Source organism: Devosia aquimaris, assembly GCF_020169335.1.
GTDB lineage: Bacteria > Pseudomonadota > Alphaproteobacteria > Rhizobiales > Devosiaceae > Devosia > Devosia aquimaris.
The window spans coordinates 994,725-1,020,547 of sequence record NZ_JAIEZN010000002.1; the positions used below are offsets into that span (position 1 = coordinate 994,725).

A 25,823-nucleotide genomic window follows, 5' to 3' on the forward strand; every position below is an offset into this window, starting at 1 on the left:
CAATGAGTGACGCCGCTTCCTCCACGCTTTGGGGCCTGTTTGAACTTGCGCTCGATGGTCCGGCAACCGGCAACCCTTTCCTTGAGGTCGAGTTCGCGGCGACGTTCACCCAGGGTGGCACCAGGCTCGATGTGCCGGGTTTCTACGACGGCGAAGGCGTCTATCGTCTCCGCTTCATGCCGCAGGCCACCGGCAGTTGGCGATATGTGACGCGCAGCAATGTGCCCAGCCTTGATGGTGTCGAGGGTGCACTGGACGTCGGGCCCGCCAGGCCAGGTGACCACGGTCCGGTGCGGGCTTTTGGCGAACACTTCCGCTATGCCGATGGCAGCCGCTACATCAACATCGGCACGACGGCCTATGTCTGGAATCTGCAGGGCGACGCCGTCGAAGAGGAGACGCTGTCCACCCTCGCTGCGGCGCCGTTCACCAAGATCCGCATGTGCGTCTTCCCCAAGCACTACCGCTACAATCAGAACGAGCCGCCGCTCTATCCCTTCAAATTGCTGGAGCGCGGCAGCAGCCAATGGCGGGGCGGCTTCAAGGGCGAGGGCTGGTCGTTTGACTGCGACACCATAGAGCCGGCCTATTTCCGCCATCTCGAAAAGCGGATTGCCGACTTGCGCAAGCTCGGCATCGAGGCCGACCTCATCCTGCTGCATCCCTACGATCGCTGGGGTTTCGCCCATATGCGTGCCGAGCAGGATGATCGCTATCTGCGCTACGTGGTGGCGCGCCTGGCCGCCTATCCCAATGTCTGGTGGTCGATGGCCAATGAATATGACTTCATGTTCAACAAGACGCTCCAAGACTGGGACCGCATGATCGGCGTGGTCGCAGAGGCGGATCCCTTCGGGCATCTGCTGTCGGTCCACAATGGCTTTGCGCCCTACGACTACAGCGACAAGCGCATTACCCACGTCAGCATCCAGCGGCCCTACACCGACCGCATCGCCCTGTGGCGCAAGCAGTTCGGCAAGCCGGTGTCGGACGACGAATGCTGCTATGAGGGCGACATTGCCGAGGCCTGGGGCAATATCTCGGGCCGCGAACTGGTCCACCGCTTCTGGGACGGCACCGTCGCCGGCGGCTCGGTCACCCATGGCGAGACCTTCTATAACGACGCCGAAAAGCTCTGGTGGGCCAAGGGTGGCGCGCTGGTTGGCGAGAGCGTGCCGCGCATCGCCTTTCTCAAGCGCATCCTGGAGGCCGCACCCGATGAGGGGCTCGACCCGGTCCCCACCACCGGCGCCTACAAGATCATGATGGCTGGCGGCCTCGACAAGGCTGACCTGAGGGAACTCATCAATCCCAACCCCGGCGAGGAGGATTGGGTGCGTGTGGGCACGCACTTTGCCACCGCCGGGCAGCCACATCGCTACTACCTGGCCTACTTCGGCCAGAACCAGCCCGGGGAATATGCCGTGGCCGTGCCGCCCGGCGAACACTACCGCGCGACGTTGATCGACACTTGGGAAATGACCGAGACGGTCGTCGCCGACAGCGTTGCGCGCGGAGACGTGCTGCATTTTGCCGCCAAGCCATATCAGGCCCTGCGCCTGGAACGTATTGACGCCTGAAGGAACCATCATGAGCCAAGCCACAATTCCCGTCTGGGACGTCTTTGAAGTCACGTTCGAAGGCCCTGCGGAGGGCAATCCCTACCTGGAAGTCGAGTTCTCCGCCGTGTTCACCGGCAATGGCCGAACCGTGCGCGTGCCGGGCTTCTACGATGGCGAAGGTCGCTACATCATCCGCTTCATGCCCGATGCTGAAGGCCAATGGCACTTTGAGACCACGTCATCGGTGTCGGCGCTTGCAGGCAGGACGGGCGGGCTGCGCGCTGTTCCGGCCCGACCCGGCGCCCATGGTCCGGTGCGGGTTGCCAACCAGTTCCATTTTGCCCATGCCGACGGCACGCCCTACCTGCCCTTCGGCACCACCTGCTACGCCTGGACGCACCAGCCCCAGTCATTGCAGGACGAAACGCTGGAAACCCTGGGCAAGGCGGGCTTCAACAAGATCCGCATGGGCGTCTTTCCCAAGGATTATCCGTTCAATACCAACGAGCCGCTCCATGACGTCTTCGCCATGGGCGCAGACGGCAAGCGCGACTTCGATCAGCCCAATCCCGTGGCGTTCCGCCATTTCGAAACTCAGGTCGGCAAGCTGCGGGACATGGGCATTGAAGCCGACATCATCATCTTCCACCCCTATGACCGCTGGGGCTATTGCGACATGTCCGCCGAGCAGGACTTCCGCTATGTCGCCTATCTGGCGGCGCGGCTGGGCGCATTCGCCAACGTCTGGTGGTCACTGGCCAATGAATATGATTTCCTGCTCGACACCAAGCCGATGGAGCAGTGGGACCGATACTTCCAGATTCTGGAACAGAACGATCCCTATGGCCACCTCAAGTCCATCCACAATGGCGACGTGCGGATGAACTATGATCACAGCAAGCCCTGGGTCAGCCACGTCTGCATCCAGAACTGGGACGTCAAGAAGACACCGGATTGGCGCGCGGACTATGGTAAGCCCCTGGTCAATGACGAGCCCGAATACGAAGGCAATATCTGGCCCGCCTGGGGCAATATCTCGGCCCAGGAACTGACGCACCGCTTCTGGGTCACCGCCCTGCGTGGGGGCTATGCCGGGCATGGCGAAACCTTCGAGCACCCCGATGACATCATCTGGTGGGCAAAGGGCGGCAAGCTCTATGGCGAGGCCTGGAAGCGCATCAAATTCCTCCGCCAGTTGCTGGAGGAGGACGTCACGACAGGCCTGACGCCGCTGGGCGGCACCACGTCCTGGCCATGGAGCCGCGTTTCGGGCGCCGAGGACGGCCATGTGCGCTACATCTACTTCGGTGAGCACCAGCCGGCCCAATGGACGACGGGCTTGCCCACCGAGGACGGCGCCTATGAGGTTGACCTCATCGACACCTGGGCCATGACGATTGAGCCTGCAGAGCGCATCGCGCCGGTCGTGCCCCATCCGACCCGCCACGGGGCCGTGGTGCGCGGTGGCAAGCCCGATGCCGCCTTTGGCGTTCGCCTGCCGTCGCGCCCGCATATGGCGCTCCGCATCCGCAAGCTCGACTAGCCCCGCTAGCGGTCGAAAGGCCGCTGGTCCTGGGCGATCTGCCTAATATAGAGGTGGCGGAAATTGGGGCTGGTGTTGACGAAGATGGGCAGCAGCGCTGCGCCGCGCACCGCCGCATCTTCGATCAGCTCCGCCGCCACCAGCCGCGCCTTGCTGCGGTCGCGCCGGGCAGCCGGCGTCGGCCGCAGCGGATAGGCCATGTCCACCATGGCCTGGATGATGGCGCGGGGCATGGCCCCGCCCACGGCGATGAACTCGGGGTCCAGCAGCACTTCGAACACCGCCGTCACATCGCGCAGCGTGTCCGATGCTGCCTTGAGCCATTCCATCAGCCGCTGGTCGCGCACCTGGTAAAGGCGCTGCAGTTCCTCGGGCACCAGCGCATCCTCCTGCACGCCCAATGCACGCGCCAGCCCGCCCAGCGAGAGCACGTCAACCGTCCTGTGTTCCGGCCAGACCGGCGAGCCATCCAGCCCGAAGATCGGCAGCAGGCCCATTTCGCCGGCATTGCCGCCAAAGCCCTTGTAGGGTGCGCCATCGATGATGATGCCGGCGCCAGTGCCACGCGCGATGTAGAAATAGACAAAGCTGCTCAGGCTCGCGTCGCCATGCTGGAAGCGCTCGCCGATGGCCGCCGCCGTCGCGTCGTTCTCGACGAGGATCGGCAGGCCCGACAGGCTGCGCAATTCATCGGCAAAGCCGACATCGCGCCAGGCCTCCCAATGCGGCATGGAGAAATCGAAGTCATAGACATCCGAGCCAAAGGTGGGCAGCACCAGCCCGATGCCCCAGACCTTCTCGCGCGGCACGCCGGCCTCGGCCAGCGCGGAATCCAGTTCTGCGGCCACCTGCCGCAGCGTCTCGCGCGGCTGGCTGGTGTCGCAGGCAATCCGCCGCCGCACCAGCTCGCTGCGCTTGAGGTCGCAGACCACGAGGTTGCAGACATTGCGATCGAGATGCACGCCGATGGAAAAGCCGGCGCGGGCATTGGGCTCGAGATAGATCTGCGGCTGGCCACGCGTGCCGCTGGAGCGCCCGGCTTCGCTGATCAGCCCCTGGTCGAGCAGTTCGCGGGTGATCGAGGAAATGGTCTGCGGCTTGAGCTCGATTAGTCCACCGATCTCAACCCGGCTGATCGGGGCGCGCTGGCAGATGGTCTCGAACACCAGCCTGCGATTGGAGATACGCGCATCCTCGGCGCGCCGCGGCTCGATCACCGGCGTACCCTTGTCGACCGCCTTGCCCATGGGCCATCCGTCCCCTGCTGCCATGGCTAAAGCCCCAGCTGCGCCAGCACGGCGCGATTGTGCCGGGCAATCGGCAAGGGCTTGTCGGGCGGGCAGGGATACATATCCTGCTCATAGACGGCAAAGCCATCAAAGCCGCGCTGATCAAGGAACGCTTTGACCGCCGCGAAATCCACAATGCCGGCATCGAGCGCGCACATCACCCCGGCGCCAAACCCGGCGATATAGTCCATGCCCTCCTCGGCAATGCGCTTGAGCATCACCGGGTCGACATTCTTGAAGTGATAATAGCCGATGCGCTCGGCCTGCCGGCGCATAAAGGCCTCGGCGTCGGCCCCCGTATAGGCATGGTGGCCAAAGTCAAAGCAGAGATCGACCAGTTCCGCCGGCGTATCGGCCAGCAGGCGCTCCACCTCGGCCTCGGTCTCGACGCCAGACCCGATATGGGGGTGAAACGCAAACTTCAGCCCTTCGGTCTCCACCACATAGCGCGCCGCGGCCAGCGTGTTGGCAATCAGCAGCTGCCACTGTTCGGGATCAAGCGCCCGGATGTGCCCGGGCGTCGGGGCCGGGCAATCGTCCATCACCACCACCCATTTTGCATCCATGGCGCGCAGCAGGGCGCAGGTCTGGCGCAGGCGCGGCAACAGGCTCTCCATGGCGTCGGGCACGGCAAGCTCATGCACCAGGGCCGAGCCGCAGATGCTCAGCCCGCGCTGGTCCAGCTCCGCCTTCAGTCGGACCGGGTCGGTGGGCAGATAGCCCCAGGGGCCGGTCTCGGTGACCGTAAATCCGGCGTCGCGCACCTCGTCGAGATAGCGTTCCCACCCGATCTGGCGCGGGTCATCGGCATACCAGACGCCCCAGGCGTCCGGAGCTGTCGCCAATCTGATCATCGCGGAACTCTATGCGTCCAATGGCCCATTAAGTCCGTATATCATGCAATATTCCATGCGCACACATCAATGCGGATCGATGTATGGAAAATTCCCTGATTTATTGGCCAAGTGCCCCGACACGAGCCCGGAACGCCGCGCCGCTCTGCCGCAAAATTCCGGGCACGGCGAACGGATTTTCATATTTCTATGCTTGATAAAACAACAGCCGGGAAATTAAGTGCCTGCAGGGATAGCAGCGGCTCCGGGGCGGGCTATTCGGGCGGGTCGTCACCGCTGCCATGGACAGGCAACACCAGCCAATCTAGCGATACTTGAGGGCTTTTCAATGCGATCACAGACGGACTTCAACGACGACTGGCTTTTCCAGGGTGCCGAACGCGTCCGTCTCCCGCACAATGCGGTCGAGCTGCCGCTGGTCTATTTCGATGAGACCGCCTATCAGCGCCCCTTCTCCTACACCAAGACCTTTGAGGCCGATCCTGTATGGGCCGGGCGCGAGGTGCATGTGGTGTTCGATGGCGCCATGGCCAATGCGCATGTCTCGGTCAATGGCCAGCCGGTGCTGGCTCATGCCGATGGCTATACCCCCTTTGTAGTGCGTCTCACCGATCGCCTCGTGCCGGGCAGCAATACCATCACGGTCGATATCGATGGCAGCGAGAACCCCGCCATCCCGCCCTTTGGCAACATGATCGATTATTTGACCTACGCTGGCATCTATCGCGAGACCTGGCTGCGGGTGACGGCGCCGGTCTATCTGGACTCCGTCAAGATCGAGACGCCCGAGCCCCTCGCGGCCCGCAAGCGCGTGACCCTGGCCGTCGCCCTGGCCAATCCGCAATCCCTGCCGCTCGGTGGCACGCTGACGGCCACGTTGCGCGATGCCGCCGGCGAGCCGCTGGCCAGCACCAATGCGACAGTGGACGGCCCCAGCCTGCAGCTCGAACTCGCCGATCTCGCCGGCATTGACCTGTGGGACATCGACAATCCGGCGCTCTACACAATCGAGCTGACGCTCGAAACGCCGCACGGGACGGACACGACCACGACGCGCTTCGGCTTCCGCCTGGCCGAATTCACCGTCGACGGCTTCCGCCTCAATGGCCGCCCGCTCAAGCTGCGCGGCCTCAACCGCCACCAGTCCTTCCCCTATTCCGGCTATGCCCTGGGCCGCGCCGCCCAGCGTCGCGATGCCGATATCCTGCGCCATGAGCTCAAGCTCAACATGGTGCGCACCTCCCATTATCCCCAGTCGACCTGGTTCCTCGAGCGCTGCGACGAACTGGGCCTGCTGGTCTTCGAGGAAATCCCCGGCTGGCAACATATCGGCGACGCCGCCTGGAAGCAGGAATCGGTCGAAAACGTCCGCCGCATGATCCGGCGCGACTGGAACCATCCCTCCATCGTCATCTGGGGCGTGCGCATCAACGAATCCCGCGACGACCATGATTTCTATGTCGAGACCAATCGCGCCGCCCGCGAGCTGGACAGCACCCGCGCCATCGGCGGCGTCCGCTGCTACACCGACAGCGAACTGCTCGAAGACGTCTATACCATGAACGACTTCATCCTCGGCCTCGACGAGCTGGGCGGCAACCGCCCGCGCACGCCGCTGCGCCCGCAGCAGGAAGTCACCGGGCTCGACCGTCCGGTGCCCTATCTGGTCACCGAGTTCAACGGCCACATGTATCCCACCAAGCGGGGCGATCAGGAACAGCGCCAGGTCGAGCATGTCACGCGCCACCTCCAGGTGCTCAATGCCGCCTATGGCGATCCGCAGGTGTCCGGCGCCATCGGCTGGTGTGCCTTTGACTACAACACCCACAAGGATTTCGGCTCCGGCGACCGCATCTGCCACCATGGCGTCATGGATATTTTCCGCGAGCCCAAGCTGGCCGCCTATGCCTATGCCAGCCAGTGCGACCCGGCCGAGGAGATCATCCTCAAGCCGGTGACCATCTGGGCCAATGGCGAGCGCAATATCGGTGGCGTGCTGCCACTGATGGTGCTGACCAATTGCGACGAGGTCGAGCTGCGCTATGGCAACCAGCCGCCCAAACGCACAGGGCCGGACCGCGAAGCCTATCCGCATCTGCCCCACGCCCCGGCCATCTTTGACCGCCGCCAGTTCAGCGATGGCGAACTGGGCATCTGGGGCGATGGCTGGGTCGATGGCGTCATCAGCGGCTTCATCGGCGGCAAGAAGGTCGCCGAGGTGCGCCTGGTCGCCAATCCCGTCGCCACGAGCCTCGCCGTGGTGCCCGATGCCGCCGAGATCGGCGCCCGCGACAGCGTGCGCGTCATGGTCCGCGCCCTCGATCAGGTTGGCAATGTGCTGGCCCATTATGCCGAGCCGGTCAGCATCACCGTATCGGGCCCCGGCCGCCGGCTGGGGCCGGGCCTGGTGTCGCTACGCGCCGGTGCCATCGGCTTCTGGGTTCAGGCCGATGCGGCCGGTCCCATCATCGTAACGGTTACCAGCGAGCGCCTGGGCAAGGTCTCGGTGGTGCTGCAGGCCGGCTAAAGCGTCTCACTCTGCAGTCGATTTGCGGCTCTTTTGCCTCCCTCCCCCTTGAGGGGAGGGAACGAGGGAGGGGCGCCACCGGTGGGCCACAGCCCTCCCCCGACCCTCCCCTCAAGGGGGGGGCGATAGAAGGGCGTCAACCTGAATATGAAACGATCAGGCACCCAGTCCTGCTAACGACCGGCCGCTCAGGCGGTCGGCTGGCTGCGATAGGGCTTGTCGCCGTCGCGATAAACGGCATGGCGCTTGGCGGTCAGCGTCAGCGCGCCGCCCTCGCGCACCGGATGGGTCTTGTCGAGATGGACGGTTATTGCCGTGCCATCAGCGTGCTCGGCCTCGGCCAAGAGGAACGGCCCCAGGTTCACCACCCGCTTGACCGTCACTTCGGTACCCGTCTCGGTAATGGCGAAGTCTTCCGGGCGAATGGCGAGGACCGCCGGGCCGTCGGCCATCTCGGCGCCCAGGTCAAAGCCGCTGGCCCGGATGCGCCCGCCGCTCACCGTCCCGGGGATCATGTTCATGGTGCCGATGAAGTTGGCTACGAACTGCGTTTCGGGATTGGCATAGATTTCGTCTGGCGTACCCACCTGCTCGATGGCACCCATCGACATCACCACGATCCGGTCGGCCAGCGCCAAGGCCTCGTCCTGGGCATGGGTGACGAAGAGCGTGGTGATCTTGAGCTTGCGCTGGATCTGCCGCACCTCTTCGCGCAGCCGCTCACGCAGGTGCTGGTCGAGGCTGGCGAAAGGCTCGTCCATCAGCAGGATCTTGGGCTCCAGCACCAGGCACCGGGCAATCGCCACGCGCTGCTGCTGCCCGCCCGACAATTGCCGCGGCATGCGCTTGTGATAACCACCCAGCCCCACCAGCTCCAGCGCCTCCATCACCTTGGTCTCGATGGCGGCCTTGCTCATCTTGCGCAGCTTGAGCCCGAAGGCGACATTGTCGAACACATTCATATGCGTCCACAGCGCATGGCTCTGGAACACCATGGCTGTCGGCCGTTTGTCGGGCCGCGTATGGGCCACATCCTGGCCGGCAATCAGCACCTGCCCGGACGACGGCCGCTCAAACCCGCCAATCATGCGCAGCAGCGTCGATTTGCCCGAGCCCGATGGGCCCAACAGGCACACCAGCTCGCCATCGGCAATGTCCAGCGACAGCGGGCTCACCGCCGTCATCTTGTTGAATTCCTTGGACACTCCGGCAAGGCTCAGACTGGCCATATCAATACTCACTCTTGGAAAACACAGCGGCCATCATCATGCGCCCAGCCCCTTGGCGAAGGAGTCCGAGCCCATCACCCGGCGCGCCATCAGCAGGGCAATCAGCGAGGGCACCCACAATGCCACCGACAGCACGGCGCCATATTGCACCACCAGCTGGTTGTTGATCATCGACATCATCAGCAGCGGCATGGTCTGGACGCGCGGCGCCCCCACCAGCCAGGCACCTTCGGTTTCATAGAAGGTCCAGACGAACGTCATCAGCAGCGCCGCACCAATGGCCGGCAGCGCCTGCGGCAGGGTGATGTGCCAGAACACGCGCAGCGGCGAGGCGCCCACGTCCATGGCCGCCTCCTCCATATTCTTGCTCACGGCCTGGAACGCCGCCGTGGGTAGCCAGATCATCAGGAGGATTGTGTTGAGCAGCTGGATGATCACTACCCCGAGATAGGTGCCCACCAGATTAAGGCTCAGAAACAGCACGGCGATCGAGATGATCAGCGCAAAGCGCGGGAACGCATTGCCCATCAGAAAGCTCATCATGAAGAACTGCTTGCCCGGAAACTCCATGCGCGCAAAGGCATAGGCGGCCGGCAGGCAGATCACGGCCGAGAGCGCCGTCACGATGGCCGAGAGCTGCAGCGACGTGAAGAACGCTGCCCAGACATCGGGCCGCTCAAGCACCTTGAACCAGTAGCGCAGGCCCCATTTGGTCGGCAGCACCGACGGATAGAACCACTGCTCGGTGAAGGCCCACAGGAACACTGTCACAATGGGCAAGAGGATGAAGAAGATCAGGAACAGCGCCAGCACATAGCCGGGCCAGTCAAGCCGTTTGATAAAGCCGATCATTTCACCAGCTCCGCTGCGCGGCGCCGCGCAATTGAGCGCACATAGGCCAGCCCCGCCACCGAGCACAGCGCGAAGACGATGGTGGCCTGTGTCGCCGCCTGCAGCGGGTCACGAACCGTCGAGAAGGTGCGCAGCATGAACGGTCCCATCATTTCGGGCGAGGTCGGGCCCAGCATGAAGGGCATGAAGGCCTGGCCGAACAGGCCGAGGAAATTGAGCGAGGTCACCACCAAGAGCGAATTCTTGATCTGCGGCAGGATGATGCTGAAGAGGATCCGCAACCGTCCTGCGCCCACATCCTGCGCCGCTTCGATGGCCGAGGTGGCAATGCCCGACATGCCGGCGGTCAGCACCAGCAGCGTGAACGGCATCGCGTCCCATACCATGCCGATCACCGGACCCCACGGCGTCAGATATGGCGACTGGAAGCCGCCGATGCCCACCACTTCGAGCAGGGTCTGCAACAGGCCATTGGGGCCGAGATAGCGGATCAGCGCATAGACGATGACGATGCCCGGCACGAACATGGGAAACAGCGCCAGCACCTGGATGAACACCGCAAGGCGGCTGCCCGAGAAGCGCAGATAGATGGCGATCGGCAGGTTGATGGCGATCAGCAGCACCATGGTCACGATCGTGGTCCAGAAGGTGCGGCCCAGATTGGTCAGGCTATAGCTGTCGGAAAAGAAATAGAGATAGCTCGCGATCGAGAAGGCATAGCTGCCGTCCGGCTGGCGCACATAAATCGTGCCCCAGATGCTGCGCAGCGCCGGATAGAACAGAAAGATCGCGATCAACAGGATTGGAGCGGCGATGAAGAGGAGGCCCGTGGGCCTCCACTTCGTCAGCGGCGCGCTCGCCGGGGCCGTGGCGCTGGAGAGCGTGTCGCTCATGGTCCTGCGTCAGCTCCGGGTCAGGTTCGAGGCGACGTTGCGGTACCAGCCGTCGAACAGGGCCGGCTCCCACGGGCCCGGGAACGTCGGGATCGAGGTTGTCGCCACATTGGCGAACTTGGCCTGCAGCTCGGGCGACATTTCCGACCAGTTGATGCTGGGGAAGCCGCCGAGGTCCGTCACCACCTTGTTCTGCACCTCCGGCGAGATCAGGAAATCCGCCAGCTTCAGCGACATCTCGTGGTTGGCCGCATTGGTGGGCACCAGCACGCTCGAATAGCCGCCGATGAAAGCCAGGTCCTGCAGCTGCGCCACCGCGGTGGTCTCGGGCACCACGCCTTCGTTCATCGCCACCAGGGCCATGTCCGACCAGGCAATGGTCATCGAGATCACGCCGCTCGCCAGCAGCTGGATCGAGGGCGTGTTGCCGCCGGTATATTCGCCGCCCTTGTAGAGCGAGGGTGCGATGTCATTGAGCAGCACCCAGAGCTTGGCGAACATCGGTTCGGCATATTCGGGGGTGTAGTTCTCATTGGTGAACAGGCTCTCGTCGCGGCCCATCACTTCCTGCAGGGCGCGCTCGATAAAGCAGGCGCCGCTGTCGCCCAGATCGGGGCGGGCATAGGCGAACTGGCCCGGATTGGCCTTGATCCAGGCCACCAGCTCCTCGAAGGTCTTGGGCGGAGTCGGCACCTTCTCGCTGTTGTACATCATCACGACCTGCGAGCCGCGATAGGGCAGGGACCACTGGTTGTCGATGACCGCCGGGTTCACCTTGCTCATGTTCGACAGGTTCAGCGTCGAGAAGTCATCCCACAGGCCGGCCTCGATGGCGCCTTCGGGGTGGTAGGGGCCAATGGCCTCCATCATGTCGATCTGCGGATCGGTGCCAGACTGCAGCGCCGCAAAGGCGCGCTCGGCCAGCGCGTTCATCGAAGCGCCGCCGCCGCCCGAAACCAGGTTCAGCGTCGTGCCGGGATTGGCGGCCTCGAACGCCGGCTTGATCGCCGAGCCCCAGAATTCCACCACATTGGTGTCGCTGTTGAAAAAGATGTCCAGCGTGCCCTCAGCCGCCAGCGCCGTCCGGCCCATCAGCCCGGCCGCCACACCGCCCAGCCCAATGGCTGCGGTGCCCTTCAGAAATTCACGACGCTTCATAACCATGATCTACCTCCAACTTCCCGGTCTGCGCTATCTGCTGTGCTGGCACTGGTGCATGGGCATTCGACATTGCATTTCGCTCCGCCTCGCTGTCATTTGTCGCGCCCAGGGCTCTCGCCACGAAACTTAATCAGCTAACATGCATTTAATCCGATGTGTCAAGCCAGGATTCCGGCCCGAGATTCCCCCTATTGCGTCGCCAATTTCGTGGAAAAACGCCCGTAAATGTGGACTTTTGCCCCACATCCATCTTAAATCCAGTATGATAAATTATTCCGTGATCGGACGCGATTGGTCGCCGAAGTCGACACTTGCGAATACTCAGGAGGATACCAAATGCGTCACTACAGAGATCGTCAGCGCAATCTGGAGCAGCTGACCGACCATCTCGAAACCTGGCAGGAGGAGCTCTCCGCCTGGGAACTGCATGATCGCAGCCCCATCGGGCCGTGGACGCTTGAATCGCCCGAGGGCGAGGTGCGCACTGTCCATGTCGGCGATGCCTGGTCCAACCGCTTCGGCATTCACCGCTTCCGCTCCGGCCTGGTTGATGTGTCCGGCCGCGCCGATGCCGAGCTGCGCCTCGATTTTGGCGGCGAGGCCATGGTGCGCCTTCTGGCCGAAGACGGCAGCCAGCTCGACGCCTTTGGCGCCAATCCCCAGCACAAGCGCTTTGCGCCGCTGCCGCAGGTGCCCTTTGTCATTGTTGCCGAAGTGGCCGCGCGCTCGCTGTTCGGCATTCCCAATCGCAACCCGCGGCTCGAGATTGCCGAGATCGTCAGTGTCGCGCCGCAGATGCGCGCCCTGCGTCGCCGCATTGAGACCATCCGCAGCACGGCGCTGACCGTCAAGGATGCCGAGCTGGCCCGCTCGCTCTGCGATGTCGCCGAGATCGGCATCGCGCAGCTGCGCCTGCCCACAGCCACCGAAATCGTCGGCCCGCGCCTCGCCGATCAGACCCGCGCCCGCCGCATCTGGGAGCGCAGCTTCGAGCCCACCAATACGCCGGGCCTTTTGGGCGATGCCGCCCTGGCCTCGGTCGAGGCGGCCATTGCTGCCATCGACGATGGCCTGGCCGAATTGCGCCAGAGCTATCCCAAGCAGGGCAAGATCCTGGCCACCGGCCATGCCCATATCGACTACGTCTGGCTCTGGCCCCAGCCCGAGACCGTGCGCAAGATCGTGCGCACCTTCAACAGCGTCAACTCGCTGATGCACAAGCACCCCGAGTTCACCTTCCTGCAGTCCTCCTCGCTCTTCTACAAGCATGTCGAGCAGGAAGATCCGGCCCTGTTCGAGGCCATCAAGCAGCGCGTTGCCGAGGGCAAGTGGGAAGTCAACGGCGGCATGTTGATCGAATGCGATACCAACATGCCCTCGGCCGAAGCCTTCATGCGCCAGTTCCTGTTCGGCCAGGCCTATTTCGAGCGCCATTTCGGCGAGATCAACCGCACCGCCTGGCTGCCCGACACCTTCGGCTTCACCGGTGCCATGCCGCAGATCATGGTCCATGCCGGCATCGAGACGCTCGTCACCATCAAGGTGAGCTGGAGCGAAACCAACAAGATGCCCGAGAACCTGTTCCGCTGGAAAGGCAACGACGGCTCCACCGTCCTGGTGCACACCTACAACGCCTATGACAATGACGGCTACAACATGCTCATGCGCCCCCAGGCGCTGGACGAAGTCTGGAGCAAGCATGCCGGCAAGGATCTCAGCGACACGGTGATCGCCACCTATGGCTGGGGCGACGGCGGCGGCGGTCCCGATCCCGATCAGATCGAGGCCTTCCCCATCCTCAATCTGATGCCGCAGCTGCCCGCCATCACCCATGGCAATATCCAGCAGCATATCGACACCATCAGTGCCGAGCTGCGCGACGCGGCCGTGCCCGTGTGGTCGGGCGAGATGTATCTTGAATACCATCGCGCCACCCTCACCACCCAGGCCCGCACCAAGCAGCTCAACCGGCGCGCCGAACTGGCCCTGGTGGCGGCCGAAGCCAGCAGCGTGCTGGCGGCCCTGGCCGGCGCTGGCGCCGACATGCCCGACCTGGCCGACGACTGGGAGCTGATGCTGCGCAACCAGTTCCACGACATCCTGCCCGGCTCCTCCATCCGCGAAGCCTATTTGCAGACCGAGGCCGAGCTCGAAGGCATTGTCGCCCGCAGCGAGGCCATTGCAGCCCAGGCGCTCGTACGCATGGCAACCGCCAACAGCGGCGCCACCGCCGGCCTTGCCGTCGCCAATCTCTCCGGCACCGCCAAGCCACACTGGCAGATCCAGTCCCATGAGCCGCTGCCGCAAAGCCTGGCCCCGCAGCAGGTTGGCGATCTCTATGTCGCCGCGTCCGATCGCGCCCTGGCGCCACTCAGCGTCGGCTTTGTCGCCGAAGCCGGCACCCGCAAGGTCACCGTTTCAGAGCGCCAGCTGGAGAACGATCTGGTCCGCGTCACCATCGATGAACATGGCCGCATCGCCTCCATGTTCGACAAGCGTCGCAACCGCGAGCTGATCGACGGCGCGGCCAACCGCTTGATGGTCTATCGCAACGATCTGCCGCGCAACTACGACGCCTGGGACATCGAGCCGGGCTTCTCGCTGGGCGGCGAGGAACTGCTCGATCTCGAGAGCTGCAGCGTCACCGCGACCGGCCCGCACCTTGGTGAGATCACCGTCGTGCGCACGCTCAGCGCCAGCCGCATCACCCAGAAGCTGCGCCTGTGGAGCAATAGCCCGCGTCTCGACATCGTCACCGATATCGATTGGCACGATCGCCGCACCTACCTGCGCGCGGTCTTCCCGGTCACCGTCTTGGCCGAGCAGGCGGCGTTTGATCAGGCCATCGGCGTCACCCAGCGCGCCACCCACGACAACACCACCTGGCAGCAGGCGCAGTTCGAGGCCTGTGGCCACCGCTTTGTGTCGCTGGGCGAGGCCGATTGGGGTGCGGCGCTGCTGTCGGCCGACAAATACGGTTTCTCGGCCAAGGGCAATGTGATGACCCTCAGCCTGGTGCGTGGGCCGATGTATCCCGACATGCTGGCCGACGAGGGGCATCACCACTTCACCTATGCCATCATGCCCCATGATGGTCGCTGGTGGAGCCCCGAGGTGCAGTCCGAAGCCGACCTGCTGGTCGATCCGCTGCGCTTCACGCCGGCCAGTGCCGATGCCGGTTACGACATTGCCCCGGTGCAGTGGTCGGGCCTGGACATGCGCCTGCATGCGCTCAAGCCGGCCGAATCCGGCGATGGCTATGTGCTGCGTCTGTCCGAAGCCGCCGGGCGTCGCGGTCATCTCGATGTCGTCCTCCCCGATGGGCGCACGGCGCAGGCTGTCGATGGATTGGAGCGTCCTGTCGATCAGGCGTCGGCGGCCGATTTCACACCCTTCCACCTGGCCTCGATCCGCTTCTAGACGCACCCTTGCGGGCCCTGCCATTCGCGAAACGCCGCGAATGGTTGGGCCCGCCCCTCAGCGCCCCCAAAAAAATCCTTTGCTGCGAGACTGTTGGCTTAGCGTTTCTGTTTCCTTGCGCCGATTTGAGCAATTGTCCGCATCGATAGGCATTTGCCTCGAACTAGATTCCTGCGCGGAAACAAACGACGGGGCGGGGTTCTTAAAATCCATAGAGGAATCATATCCTGCGCGACCCTGTATCGACAGGCAGGGGATTGCAGCAATATAGTTTAACTTCTTTCGAGGAAGCAAATTCGCTATGCTTCACAATTTTCTGTATGATCATTATGATCTACGGCTTTCGTGACTTTGAAGCGTCACAGCATAGACAATTTGGTCGCACTATAGTCTTAAGTATTACTATATATTTGATTTGTACTTGCCCGCTTTCCCGAAATTCAAAAAACAATTCAAGATTCGGCTTTCGTTAAGAGTCGTCATCCATACTTGTTTCAGATTAGCCCGGGACTTTGGTCGTCGGCGCGTGGAGGTTGAAGCAGATGGGACTGAATATGTTTATGGGCAGCGCCAAGCGGCAGCAGCTCGAAGACTCCTCGAATATTCTAGTGGCGATGTCTAAGTCGCTGGCAGTGATCGAATTTGCCCTCGACGGCACGATCCTGCGCGCCAATCCGAACTTCCTCAATCTCCTGGGATATGAGCTGAGCGAAGTGGTCGGTCAGAAGCACGCCATGTTTCTGCAGCCGTCCGACGCGGTCGGACAGGACTACAAAGAGTTCTGGGAAGCTCTGCGCCGCGGCGAATTCCAGGCCTCAGAATACAAGCGCATCGGCAAGGCCGGCAAGGAAGTCTGGATTCAGGGATCGTACAACCCAGTCTTCGATCAGGACGGCAAAGTCTACAAGGTCATCAAATTTGCCACTGACGTCACGGCGACCAAGCTGCAATCAGCCGATGCCCGCGGTCAGATCGATGCCATCGGCAAGTCGCAGGCCGTCATCGAGTTCTCGCCCACGGGCGATATCCTGACCGCCAACGAGAACTTCTGCAACGCAATGGGCTACCAGCTCGGCGAGATCAAGGGTCGTCACCACTCCATCTTCGTCCAGCCAGCCGTGGTCGCGAGCCCTGAATACAAGGCATTCTGGGCGACTCTGGCGGGTGGGCAATTCCAGTCAGCCGAATATCTTCGCATTGGCAAGGGCGGCAGGGAGGTCTGGATCCAGGCGTCCTACAACCCCATCTTCGACCTCAATGGCAAAGTGTACAAGGTCGTCAAATACGCCACCGATATCACCGCGCGCAAACGCGCCGTCAGCGCCTTGGGTGAAAATCTGGCCAGGCTGGCCGACGGCGATCTGCGTTGCCGGATCGAAGTCCCGTTCGGCGCTGATCTTGAGCCCGTGCGCGTCGCCTTCAACGACACTGTCGAGCGCTTTGCCGCCATCGTGGCCCAGCTCCGCACCACCTCGAGCACCCTCAAGACCGCAACCGGCGAAATCCTCTCCGGCGCCAATGATCTGGCCGAGCGCACCACCAAGCAGGCTGCGGCCATCGAGGAAACCTCTGCTGCCATGGAGCAGCTGGCCGGCACTGTGACCCAGAATGCCAAGCGCGCCGAACAGGCCAACGCCAAGGCCCGCATCGTCTCGCACACGGCCGAAGAGAGCGGCGAGGTCATGTCCCAGGCCAATACGGCCATGGAGCGCATCTCGACCTCTTCGTCCAAGATCTCCAACATCATCGGCATGATCGATGACATCGCCTTCCAGACCAACCTTCTGGCGCTGAACGCTTCTGTGGAAGCGGCCCGCGCTGGCGATGCCGGCAAGGGCTTCGCCGTGGTGGCCGTCGAAGTGCGTCGTCTGGCGCAGTCCGCCGCCGGTGCCTCCAGCGAGGTCAAGGCGCTCATCGAGCAGTCGGCCAATGACGTCAAGGATGGTTCGCGTCTGGTGGCCGATGCCGCCGGCAAGCTCACCTCCATGCTGTCGAGCGCCCGCGAAAACACCGAGCTGATGAACGCCATCGCTTCGGCCAGCGCCGAGCAGTCCAACGCCATCTCTGAAGTCACCACCGCCGTGCGGCAGATGGACGAGATGACCCAGCATAATGCTGCACTTGTCGAAGAAACCAACGCTGCCATCGAGCAGACCGAAGGTCAGGCCAGTGAACTCGACCGTATTGTCGAAATCTTCGTAATTGACGGGCAAGCTCAGCGTTCAGAGGTCACGGCTGCGCCGCGTCCCGCCACAACCCGGCCGGTTAAGGCCGCCGTCAGGAGCGCGGCACGCTCTTATGGCACGCATGGCAATGCGGCAATCGCTGAAGATTGGAATGAATTCTGATGGACGCTGCACTGGATTTTGAAAGCAATGACGTTGGCAATCTGGGCAATCCCGATGCCATGGCGCCCACGGCCTCTGCCAACCAGTTCGTGACCTTCACCTGCGGCGACAAGTCCTACGGTATCGACATCATGGCCGTGCGCGAGATCCGCAGCGGCTCCACCACCACCGAGCTGCCCAATCAGCCCTATGGTGCCAAGGGCGTGCTCGATATTCGCGGCAGCATCATCCAGGTCTACGATCTGGCCACCATGCTGGGCGTCGGTGGCGGCTATGGCGAAACCAGCGCCAGCCAGGTTGTGCTGGTGGTCTCGCTGCCCGGTAGCGATGTCGGCCTGCTGGTCGATGCCGTGTCCGATATCATCTTTGCCGAAGGCGCTGATTGCCAGCCCGTGCCGCGCGGCGGCCGTGGCGAAGTGGTGGGTGGCCTTATCCGCAATGAAGATCGCCTGATCGCCATTCTCAACCTGGCCGCGCTCTTCCCCGACAACTAACCGCAACGGCGCGCCGCGCAAACCAGCATCCTTGGGGATGCACTTGCGGCGCGGCGCCTTCCTGATCCAGACTGCTCCCTGTCGGCCGCGCCTCCCCGTGGCCCGGAGCTCATGTCATGGTCACTCGCGGATTCACCGGCCGCCCTCGCAATACCGAGCCGACGGATCGTATTCCACCAGGCCAGCATCTGGTTGACTATTTCCCCGTGCTGTCGGCCGGTCCCACGCCCCACATCACCCCCGAGAAATGGCGCTTCACGCTCAAGATCGGGCCGCGCCCGGTCAAGACCTGGACCTGGGATGAGTTCAACGCCCTGCCCATGACCAAAATGGTGCGCGACATTCACTGCGTCACCACCTGGTCCATGCTCGACAGCCAGTGGGAAGGCGTCTTGATCGACGACATCCTGGCCGATGCCTATATCGAGCCGCCCACGCCCTTCACGCTCGCCCACAGCTTTGACGGCTATTCCACCAATGTGCCGACCGCCGACCTCGTCACCGGCAAGGCCATGGTGGCGCTCAAATACGCCGGCAAGCCGCTCGAGCGCGACCATGGCGGCCCGGCGCGTCTCCTGGTGCCGCATCTCTATTTCTGGAAATCGGCCAAGTGGATCAATGGCCTGCAGTTCACCGAGCGCGACGAGGCCGGCTTCTGGGAATTGCGCGGCTATCACATCTATGGCGATCCCTGGCGCGAGCAGCGCTACACCCATGACTGATGCCGATACCGGCTGGCAGACCGCCCGCATCGCGGCCATCGTGCCGCAGACAGCCGAGATCACCAGCTTCTTCTTCACGCTGGAGCGCCCCTTTCGCCACCGGGCCGGCCAGCATGTCGATCTGCGCCTGACCGCGCCCGACGCCTATCAGGCGATGCGTAGCTATTCCATCGCCTCGGCGCCCGACGACGGCAGCACCATCGAGCTGTCCATCGAGCGCATTGCCATCGGCGAGGTTTCGCCATTCTTCCACGAGGTCGCCGCAGTGGGGGATGATATCGAGCTGCGCGGCCCGCTGGGCGGCCATTTCGTCTGGCGCCCCACCGACGCCGGCCCGTTGCTGCTGCTCGGCGGCGGTTCCGGCCTTGTGCCGCTGATGGCCATGCTGCGCCAGCGGCGGCAACAGGGTGTTGCCACGCCCACCCTGCTGCTGCAGGCCAGCCGCAGCTGGGACGATGTGCTCTATCGCGACGAACTGCTGGCCGATGCCGCCCGGCCCGATGGCCCGCTGTTGCGCTTTGCGCTCAGCCGCAGTGCGCCTCTGCGCCCCGAGGATTATGGCCGCCGCATCGATGCCGCCATGCTGAGCGAGGCGCTGGCACTGCTGCCCGCGCCGCCGGCCATGAGCTTCATCTGCGGCAGCAATGGCTTCGTCAACACCGCCGCCGATGCCCTGGTCGCCCTGGGCGTCCCGGCCGACACGATCCGCACTGAGCGCTACGGCGGCTGATCTGGCTGACCTGCCGCATCTCCCGATCAATCCGCGGCGTGTGTTCAGAAATCGACAACAATCCGTTGTCCGCGCCTCTGCTTCTGTTGTGCAGGCGCTTCCCCCATCTTGAGGGCAAGCAAACACACGGTCCCTGTGACCGGCATCAGGAGATTGCCATGCTCAACCAGATCAACGGCCTGCACCACGTCACGTCGATGGCTGCAGATGCGGCGGTCAACAACGACTTTTTCACCAACACCCTCGGCCTGCGCCGGGTGAAGAAGACCGTCAATTTCGACGAGCCCAGCGTCTATCACCTCTACTATGGGGATGAGGTCGGCTCGCCCGGTTCGGTGATGACCTATTTCCCCTTCCCCCACATCGCCCGCGGCCGCTTCGGCACCGGCGAGGTCGGCACCACCGTGTTCTCCGTCCCCAAGGGCAGCCTGGGCTTCTGGGCCGAGCGGTTGGAGGCTCAGGGCGTCACCGGTGTCGGCCGCGACGAAAGCTTCGGCCAGCAGCGGCTGACCTTCCGCGGCCCCGATGGCGATTTCTTCGCCCTGGTCGAGACCGAGGATGATGGTCGCGCCGCCTTCGTGGGCAATGGCATTGCCAGCGCCGAGGGCATCCGTGGCTTCCATTCGGCCTCGCTGCGCCTGCGCGACAGCGGCGCCACCGAGGAACTCCTGGGCTTTATGGGCTATCAGCCCGTCGACACCCATGAGGGCATCAAGCGGCTGGCGATTCCCGGCGGCAATGGCGCCGATTTCATCGATATCGAGACCATTCCCGATCTCGGCCGTGGCCAGCTCGGCGCCGGCTCGGTGCATCATATCGCCTTCTCGGTGAAGGATCGGGCTGCCCAGCTGGCGGTGCGCAATGCCCTGCTCGACACCGGCTATCAGGTGACCCCGGTCATCGACCGCGACTACTTCTGGGCCATCTACTTCCGCACCCCCGGCGGCGTGCTGTTCGAGATCGCCACCGACGAGCCCGGCTTTGATCGCGACGAGGATACCGCGCACCTGGGCCAGGCGCTCAAGCTGCCGACCCAGCATGAGCATCTGCGTGGCCGGCTCGAAGCCAGCCTCCAGCCTTTGGCCTGAAGCAACGCAAAGGCGGGGTCATCCCCAATGCCGCCGCCCTTGCCCTCCCTCCCCCTTGAGGGGAGGGCCGGGGAGGGGGGCTTTCAGTGGCCACGTCCTCCCGCGACCCTGCTGCTCAGCCCCCCTCCAACACCAGGATCACATCGCCGGTCCGCACATTGCGGCCCGGTCCGGCCCTCACCTCGCGCACCACGCCGGCCGCCTGTGCCGAGACGGTGATTTCCATCTTCATCGATTCAATGATCGCCACCGCATCGCCCTCGGCCACGCTGTCGCCCGGCGCCACCAGGATCTTCCAGATATTGCCCGGCACGCTGCTGGCCGCGCCAAAGCAGCCCGGCGGCATGTCGCCTTCCACCGCCTGATTGCCGGCATCATCGGCCACAAAGCTATCCAGCCCCTCGGCAGCCCAGCGACTGCGCTCGGCCTCAAAGGCCGCCTGCTGCCCCGCCTTGAACGCGGCAATGCTCTCCGCCTCGCGCTTGAGCGTCGCGGCATAGTCGGCATAGGAGAACTCGGTCTCCTCGATGCGGATCGGATAGGCGCCATGCGGAAACGCTGCCCGCGCCTCGGCCAGTTCCGCCGGGCTCACCGGAAAGAAGCGGATCTGGTCGAAATAGTTGAGCAGCCAGGGCTTGCCCGGCGCAAAGGCCGGCGTGCTGCGCCAGGTGTTCCACACCTGGATGGTGCGCCCGAACAGTTGATAGCCGCCCGGTCCCTCCATGCCATAGATGCACATATAGGCGCCGCCGATGCCCACCGCATTCTCCGGCGTCCAGGTCCGCGCCGGATTATACTTGGTGGTCACCAGCCGGTGGCGCGGATCGATCGGCGTCGCCACCGGCGCGCCGAGATAGACGTCGCCCAACCCCAGCACCAGATAGCTGGCATCAAAGATGGTCTGCCGCACCGCTTCGATGCTTTCGAGCCCGTTGATGCGGCGAATGAACTCGATATTGTCCGGGCACCAGGGCGCATTGGGACGCACCAGCTCCTGATATTTGCGCATCGCCAGCTGGATGTCGGGGTCGTTCCACGACAGCGGCAGATGCACGATGCGGCTGGGCACCACCACATCCTCCGCCGCCGGCAGCCCGGCCTCAATCTCCCCCAGCACGGCCAGCAACCGCCGCCGGCTCAGCTTGCCGCTGTCGTAATGCACCTGCAGCGAGCGGATGCCGGGGGTGAGGTCGATAATGCCCTCGAGCGGCGCCGCCTCCAGTGCCTGCATCAGCAGATGCACCCGCAGCCGCAACGCAATATCGAGCGCCATCGGGCCATATTCGACCAAGAGATTATCGTCGCCCTGGCGGCGATAAACCACCTCCACCGGCCCATCGCTGCGCTGGCCCACAATCGCCGCGCCGCCGCTCGCCAGCGCCGGGCCCGCGATGGGGTCGTCCGGCCGCGCCACCGGGTGGAAGGCAATGGTATCGCCGGGCTTGAACTGGCCCATCTTCCACTGCTCGTCCGCCGCGATCACCGCCGGGCAGACAAAGCCGCCCAGGCTCGGCCCATCCGGCCCCAGGATGATCGGCATGTCGCCGGTGAAGTCGATGGCGCCGATGGCATAGGCATTGTCATGCAGGTTCGATGGATGCAGCCCCGCCTCGCCACCATCGCGCCGCGCCCATTTCGGCGCCGGCCCGATCAGCCGCACGCCCGTGCGGGCGCTGTTGAAATGCACCTCATAGTGCGTCGAGAACAGCGTCTCGATATCCTCGTCGAGGAAAAAGTCCGGCGCGCCATGCGGGCCATAGACCACCCCTACGTCCCAGTGCCGGCTCAGCGGCGCCGGCGCTTCGGCCGCCCGCACATCGCTCTGCGCGGCCCGCGCCAGATGCAGCACTTCGCCGGCCTTGAGCGCCCCGGTGGCATGGCCGCCGAATTGCCCCAGCCCAAAACTGGCCCGCGAGCCCAGCGTCACCGGCGCGTCAAACCCACCAGCCACCGCGAGATAGGCCCGCTGCCCGGCACCATCCACGGCCCCGATGCGCAACACCTGTCCAGCGGCAATGGCAAAGGCCGCGCCATGCGCCACCGGCGCACCATCGAGCGTCATCGGCATGGTCGCGCCAGCCAGCGCCACGGTCGCGGGCGCATGGAAGCGCAGGCTCGGCCCGGCCACGGTCAGTTCCAGCGCAGCGGCGGTGTCACCATTGCCCACCAGCCGATTGGCATGGGCAAAGCTGCGCGCATCCATCGGCCCGCTCGGCGGCACGCCCACATGCCACAGGCCCAGCCGTCCCGGCAGTTCCTGCAGGCTCGATTGCGCCCCTGGGGTCAGCACCTCCACCACATCGGGCACAAAGGCAAAATCGCGCAGCGCCGTCGTTGCCACTCTGCCGCTGGCAAACAGATCCGATGCGGCAATGGCCCGCAGATAGCTCAGATTGGTCTCGATCCCGGCGACGCGCGTCTCGGCCAGCGCCTGGCGCAGGGCGGCAATCGCCGCGGGCCGGTCGGGGGCCGAGACGATGATCTTGGCCAGCATCGGGTCATAGAAGCTGGTGACCTCCGTGCCGGTGGCAATCCAGCCATCAATGCGCGCCGTCTCTGGGAAATGCACCTCGGTCAGTCGCCCGGCGCTGGGCTGAAAATTGGCATGCGGGATTTCGGCATAGAGCCGCACTTCGATGGCCGCGCCCTTGGGCGTCAGCACCCCGGCTGCGCCGATCACATCCTCGCCTGCCGCCTGGCGGATCATCCATTCGACGAGGTCAATGCCGAACACCGCCTCGGTCACCGGATGCTCCACCTGCAGCCGCGTGTTCACCTCAAGGAAATAGAAGTCCGCCCGCACCGGGTCATAGATGAACTCCACCGTGCCGGCCGAGGCATAATTGACGGCCTTGCCCAGATCGGTTGCCGCCTTGTGCAGCCTTGCCCGGGTGTCGTCACTCAGGCCCGGGGCCGGGGTCTCTTCCACCACCTTCTGGTTGCGCCGCTGCAGCGAGCAGTCGCGTTCGCCCAGCGCAATCACCTGGCCCTGGCCATCGCCAAAGATCTGCACTTCCACATGCCGGGCATCGCTGACGAAGCGTTCGACATAGACGCGCGCATCGCCAAAGCTCGCCGTGGCCGTGCGCTGCACGCTGGCAAAGGCCGACTCCAGCGCCTGGGCGTCGGCACACAGCGACATGCCGATGCCGCCGCCGCCCGCCGTGCTCTTGAGCATCACCGGATAGCCAATGGCCTCGGCCGCCGCCAATGCCGCGGCGCTGTCACCGAGCAGCCCACTGCCGGGCAGCAGCGGCACGCCGCTGCTCTGCGCCAGTTCGCGCGCCGTATGCTTGAGCCCGAAGGCCGCGATATTGGCCGCCGTCGGCCCGATGAACACAATGCCCTCGGCCGCCAGCCGCTCGGCAAAGCCGATGTTCTCGCTCAAAAAGCCATAGCCGGGATGCACCGCTTCGGCGCCGGTCGCCTTGCAGGCGGCAATCACCGCCTCGACATCGAGATAGCTCTGGCTGGCTGGCGCTGGCCCCAGCCGCACCGCCTCGTCGGCCAGCGACACAGCGGGGCTGAACCGGTCGGCGTCGGAATAGATGGCCACCGAGGCAATGCCCATCCGACGCAGGGTCGTGATGACCCGCACCGCGATCTCGCCGCGGTTGGCAATCAGGATCTTGCTGAACATGGTCTAGATCTCCCCGCCGGGACGGAGGCTCGACATCGCGCTCATACGGCGTCCCCCGAAATCACCACCCTGATCGGCGTGGGGTTGAAGCCATTGCAGGGATTGTTGATCTGCGGGCAGTTCGAGATCACGCAGAGCACGTCCATCTCGGCCACCATGCTGACACGGTCGCCCGGCGCCGACAGGCCATCGACAATGGTCATCTGCCCGGAGGGAGCGATCGGCACATTCATGAAGAAGTTGATATTGGGCACGATATCGCGCTTGCCCATGCCGTGCTTGCTGACCTCGAGCAGGAAATTGTCGCGGCAGGCGTGCAGATACCGTGTCTCATGGCCAAAGCGCACCGTATTGCTTTCGCACGAACACGCTCCGGCAGACGTATCGTGCCGGCCACAACTGTCGGCGGTCACGGTCAGCATCACCCGGCCTTCGTTGGAGACCAGCCTGGTTCCGATCCCGACATAGGCGCTGCCCTGGGTCCGCAGCGTGTCCTGCGAACTATAGCGCTCGGAAAAATCATCGGCGCGGTAGAACAGCGTATCGACCGCCTGCTGGCCCTCGACATCGATGATGGTGATCGTCTGGCCCTTGCGAACCAGCCCCGACCAGGGCTTTTCGGCGGGGATGAAGTGTTCGGTCGTCGTCATGGCGTTCTCCCCCCTCACGCGATCTGCAGGGCATTGTTGGCAAAGCCGCGCACGGCTTCGGCAGTGGCAGTGCGGCAGAGGTCGTCGGCAGCCACCGGCAGGCGGAAGCGCGTCACGCTCACCGGCTGGGGCGCATAGTCCGGATTGGGGTCGAGCGGATGCGGACAGTTCGACAGCGCGATGGTCAGGTCCATTTCTGCGCGCAGATCGATGAAGTCGCCGGGCCTTTGCAAATCGCTCTGCCAGCTGAACTGGCCCGTCTCGTCCACACGCACCGGTGCAAACAGCGTCAGCACCGAGCCAATGTCGCGCCGATCCAGCCCCAGCTTGCCCGCCACCAGCACCAGATTGTCCCGCGTGTTCCGCGTCTCACCGGGGTAGCGCGCATTGCTCGCCGCGGTCGATCCGCCCATCAAGCCATCATGCCCGCTCGACCCCGCCTCGGTGATCGAGACCATCACCCGCCCCATGTCACTGAACAGCACCCGGCCGCGCTCGATGGCGGTGGTCCACTGCACCTTGATGGTGTCCGGCAGGTTCAGTCGCTCGCTGGCATCGGCCAGGCTCCAGGCCGTCAGGGCAACGCTCGACGCGCCCGCGTCCTGGCTGATGCGCAGGCTCTCGCCCGCGCGCAGCCGGCTCCACCAATACCAGCCGCCCGGCACCGTTTCGCGATGGATCACGGCATCCTCGGCAATCGGCGCCGGCGGGATGGCGCTGGGGCCGGGCAGGGCGCGCGGCGCATTCTCGAGCCCCTTGCGCTGATGCTCCTCATAGCGGGCGCGGTCGGCAGCAATCTGTTGTTCAGTCCGGCTCATGGC

At 64.2% G+C, this 25,823-nt stretch carries 18 protein-coding genes; 9 read left to right on the plus strand and 9 right to left on the minus strand.

Annotation, left to right across the window (positions count from 1 at the left end):
* Positions 1-2: 2 nt before the first annotated feature.
* Complete coding sequence (locus tag K1177_RS17595; RefSeq protein ID WP_224705418.1) at positions 3-1,580, plus strand: DUF5060 domain-containing protein; 1,578 nt, start codon at positions 3-5, stop codon at positions 1,578-1,580.
* Between the two features lie 10 nt (positions 1,581-1,590).
* On the plus strand, positions 1,591-3,105 hold the full coding sequence (locus K1177_RS17600) for a DUF5060 domain-containing protein (RefSeq protein ID WP_224705420.1): 1,515 nt from the start codon (positions 1,591-1,593) through the stop codon (positions 3,103-3,105).
* A 5-nt stretch (positions 3,106-3,110) separates the two neighbouring features.
* Here K1177_RS17600 and K1177_RS17605 read toward each other — a convergent pair whose 3' ends face one another.
* Both K1177_RS17605 and K1177_RS17610 read right to left on the minus strand, forming a co-directional pair.
* Entirely contained in the window at positions 3,111-4,352 is a 1,242-nt protein-coding gene (locus K1177_RS17605; RefSeq protein WP_224705421.1) for an ROK family protein, read from the minus strand.
* A 26-nt stretch (positions 4,353-4,378) separates the two neighbouring features.
* A complete protein-coding gene (locus tag K1177_RS17610) occupies positions 4,379-5,248 on the minus strand; it encodes a sugar phosphate isomerase/epimerase family protein (RefSeq protein WP_224705423.1) in 870 nt (289 codons plus the stop codon).
* Between the two features lie 328 nt (positions 5,249-5,576).
* Between K1177_RS17610 and K1177_RS17615 the strand changes: the two genes are divergently transcribed.
* On the plus strand, positions 5,577-7,775 hold the full coding sequence (locus K1177_RS17615; protein ID WP_224705425.1) for a glycoside hydrolase family 2 protein: 2,199 nt from the start codon (positions 5,577-5,579) through the stop codon (positions 7,773-7,775).
* A gap of 188 nt (positions 7,776-7,963) precedes the next feature.
* On the opposite strand, the gene K1177_RS17620 is transcribed toward K1177_RS17615, so the two are convergent.
* From K1177_RS17620 to K1177_RS17635, 4 genes are read right to left on the minus strand one after another with little or no spacing between them, the layout of a single operon-like run.
* Complete coding sequence (locus tag K1177_RS17620; protein WP_224705427.1) at positions 7,964-9,004, minus strand: ABC transporter ATP-binding protein; 1,041 nt, start codon at positions 9,002-9,004, stop codon at positions 7,964-7,966.
* 36 nt (positions 9,005-9,040) lie between these two features.
* Positions 9,041-9,856 carry an ABC transporter permease gene (locus K1177_RS17625; protein WP_224705429.1) on the minus strand — a complete coding sequence of 272 codons (816 nt, stop codon included), beginning with the start codon at positions 9,854-9,856 and terminating at the stop codon, positions 9,041-9,043.
* On the minus strand, positions 9,853-10,749 hold the full coding sequence (locus K1177_RS17630) for an ABC transporter permease (RefSeq protein WP_224705431.1): 897 nt from the start codon (positions 10,747-10,749) through the stop codon (positions 9,853-9,855). Before K1177_RS17630 ends, K1177_RS17625 begins: the two co-directional genes overlap by 4 nt.
* A gap of 9 nt (positions 10,750-10,758) precedes the next feature.
* Entirely contained in the window at positions 10,759-11,913 is a 1,155-nt protein-coding gene (locus K1177_RS17635; RefSeq protein ID WP_224705433.1) for an extracellular solute-binding protein, read from the minus strand.
* 333 nt (positions 11,914-12,246) lie between these two features.
* Here K1177_RS17635 and K1177_RS17640 point away from each other — a divergent pair, with 333 nt between their 5' ends.
* The 6 genes from K1177_RS17640 to K1177_RS17665 all read left to right on the plus strand — a co-directional run bounded on the left by K1177_RS17640 (position 12,247) and on the right by K1177_RS17665 (position 20,712).
* Complete coding sequence (locus tag K1177_RS17640; protein ID WP_224705435.1) at positions 12,247-15,330, plus strand: alpha-mannosidase; 3,084 nt, start codon at positions 12,247-12,249, stop codon at positions 15,328-15,330.
* Between the two features lie 542 nt (positions 15,331-15,872).
* Positions 15,873-17,678 (plus strand): methyl-accepting chemotaxis protein, encoded by a 1,806-nt coding sequence (locus K1177_RS17645; RefSeq protein ID WP_224705437.1) that lies wholly within the window; start codon positions 15,873-15,875, stop codon positions 17,676-17,678.
* Positions 17,678-18,172 (plus strand): chemotaxis protein CheW, encoded by a 495-nt coding sequence (locus K1177_RS17650; RefSeq protein WP_224705439.1) that lies wholly within the window; start codon positions 17,678-17,680, stop codon positions 18,170-18,172. The genes K1177_RS17645 and K1177_RS17650 overlap by 1 nt, the downstream gene beginning before the upstream one ends.
* 116 nt (positions 18,173-18,288) lie before the next feature.
* Complete coding sequence (locus K1177_RS17655) at positions 18,289-18,894, plus strand: sulfite oxidase-like oxidoreductase (RefSeq protein WP_224705441.1); 606 nt, start codon at positions 18,289-18,291, stop codon at positions 18,892-18,894.
* Positions 18,887-19,624, plus strand: coding sequence for an FAD-binding oxidoreductase (locus tag K1177_RS17660; protein WP_224705443.1), 738 nt, complete (start codon positions 18,887-18,889; stop codon positions 19,622-19,624). The genes K1177_RS17655 and K1177_RS17660 overlap by 8 nt, the downstream gene beginning before the upstream one ends.
* A 158-nt stretch (positions 19,625-19,782) precedes the next feature.
* Complete coding sequence (locus K1177_RS17665; RefSeq protein WP_224705444.1) at positions 19,783-20,712, plus strand: VOC family protein; 930 nt, start codon at positions 19,783-19,785, stop codon at positions 20,710-20,712.
* 115 nt (positions 20,713-20,827) lie between these two features.
* Here K1177_RS17665 and uca read toward each other — a convergent pair whose 3' ends face one another.
* Genes uca through K1177_RS17680 form a run of 3 tightly spaced genes read right to left on the minus strand, consistent with a single transcriptional unit; the run spans position 20,828 to position 25,820 of the window.
* Positions 20,828-24,352 carry an urea carboxylase gene (uca, locus tag K1177_RS17670; RefSeq protein ID WP_224705446.1) on the minus strand — a complete coding sequence of 1,175 codons (3,525 nt, stop codon included), beginning with the start codon at positions 24,350-24,352 and terminating at the stop codon, positions 20,828-20,830.
* A 41-nt stretch (positions 24,353-24,393) separates the two neighbouring features.
* Positions 24,394-25,002: an urea amidolyase associated protein UAAP2 gene (locus K1177_RS17675; protein WP_224705448.1), complete on the minus strand. Its 609-nt coding sequence runs from the start codon at positions 25,000-25,002 to the stop codon at positions 24,394-24,396.
* A 14-nt stretch (positions 25,003-25,016) separates the two neighbouring features.
* Entirely contained in the window at positions 25,017-25,820 is an 804-nt protein-coding gene (locus tag K1177_RS17680) for an urea amidolyase associated protein UAAP1 (protein WP_224705450.1), read from the minus strand.
* Positions 25,821-25,823 lie beyond the last annotated feature (3 nt).

Bases quoted from the DNA above. Each gene is read 5' to 3' on its own strand.
- K1177_RS17595 (WP_224705418.1), top strand. From the start codon at position 3: ATGAGTGACGCCGCTTCCTCCACGCTTTGGGGCCTGTTTGAACTTGCG.
- K1177_RS17600 (WP_224705420.1), top strand. From the start codon at position 1,591: ATGAGCCAAGCCACAATTCCCGTCTGGGACGTCTTTGAAGTCACGTTC.
- K1177_RS17605 (WP_224705421.1), bottom strand. From the start codon at position 4,352: ATGGGCAAGGCGGTCGACAAGGGTACGCCGGTGATCGAGCCGCGGCGC.
- K1177_RS17610 (WP_224705423.1), bottom strand. From the start codon at position 5,248: ATGATCAGATTGGCGACAGCTCCGGACGCCTGGGGCGTCTGGTATGCC.
- K1177_RS17615 (WP_224705425.1), top strand. From the start codon at position 5,577: ATGCGATCACAGACGGACTTCAACGACGACTGGCTTTTCCAGGGTGCC.
- K1177_RS17620 (WP_224705427.1), bottom strand. From the start codon at position 9,004: ATGGCCAGTCTGAGCCTTGCCGGAGTGTCCAAGGAATTCAACAAGATG.
- K1177_RS17625 (WP_224705429.1), bottom strand. From the start codon at position 9,856: ATGATCGGCTTTATCAAACGGCTTGACTGGCCCGGCTATGTGCTGGCG.
- K1177_RS17630 (WP_224705431.1), bottom strand. From the start codon at position 10,749: ATGAGCGACACGCTCTCCAGCGCCACGGCCCCGGCGAGCGCGCCGCTG.
- K1177_RS17635 (WP_224705433.1), bottom strand. From the start codon at position 11,913: ATGGTTATGAAGCGTCGTGAATTTCTGAAGGGCACCGCAGCCATTGGG.
- K1177_RS17640 (WP_224705435.1), top strand. From the start codon at position 12,247: ATGCGTCACTACAGAGATCGTCAGCGCAATCTGGAGCAGCTGACCGAC.
- K1177_RS17645 (WP_224705437.1), top strand. From the start codon at position 15,873: ATGGGACTGAATATGTTTATGGGCAGCGCCAAGCGGCAGCAGCTCGAA.
- K1177_RS17650 (WP_224705439.1), top strand. From the start codon at position 17,678: ATGGACGCTGCACTGGATTTTGAAAGCAATGACGTTGGCAATCTGGGC.
- K1177_RS17655 (WP_224705441.1), top strand. From the start codon at position 18,289: ATGGTCACTCGCGGATTCACCGGCCGCCCTCGCAATACCGAGCCGACG.
- K1177_RS17660 (WP_224705443.1), top strand. From the start codon at position 18,887: ATGACTGATGCCGATACCGGCTGGCAGACCGCCCGCATCGCGGCCATC.
- K1177_RS17665 (WP_224705444.1), top strand. From the start codon at position 19,783: ATGCTCAACCAGATCAACGGCCTGCACCACGTCACGTCGATGGCTGCA.
- uca (WP_224705446.1), bottom strand. From the start codon at position 24,352: ATGTTCAGCAAGATCCTGATTGCCAACCGCGGCGAGATCGCGGTGCGG.
- K1177_RS17675 (WP_224705448.1), bottom strand. From the start codon at position 25,002: ATGACGACGACCGAACACTTCATCCCCGCCGAAAAGCCCTGGTCGGGG.
- K1177_RS17680 (WP_224705450.1), bottom strand. From the start codon at position 25,820: ATGAGCCGGACTGAACAACAGATTGCTGCCGACCGCGCCCGCTATGAG.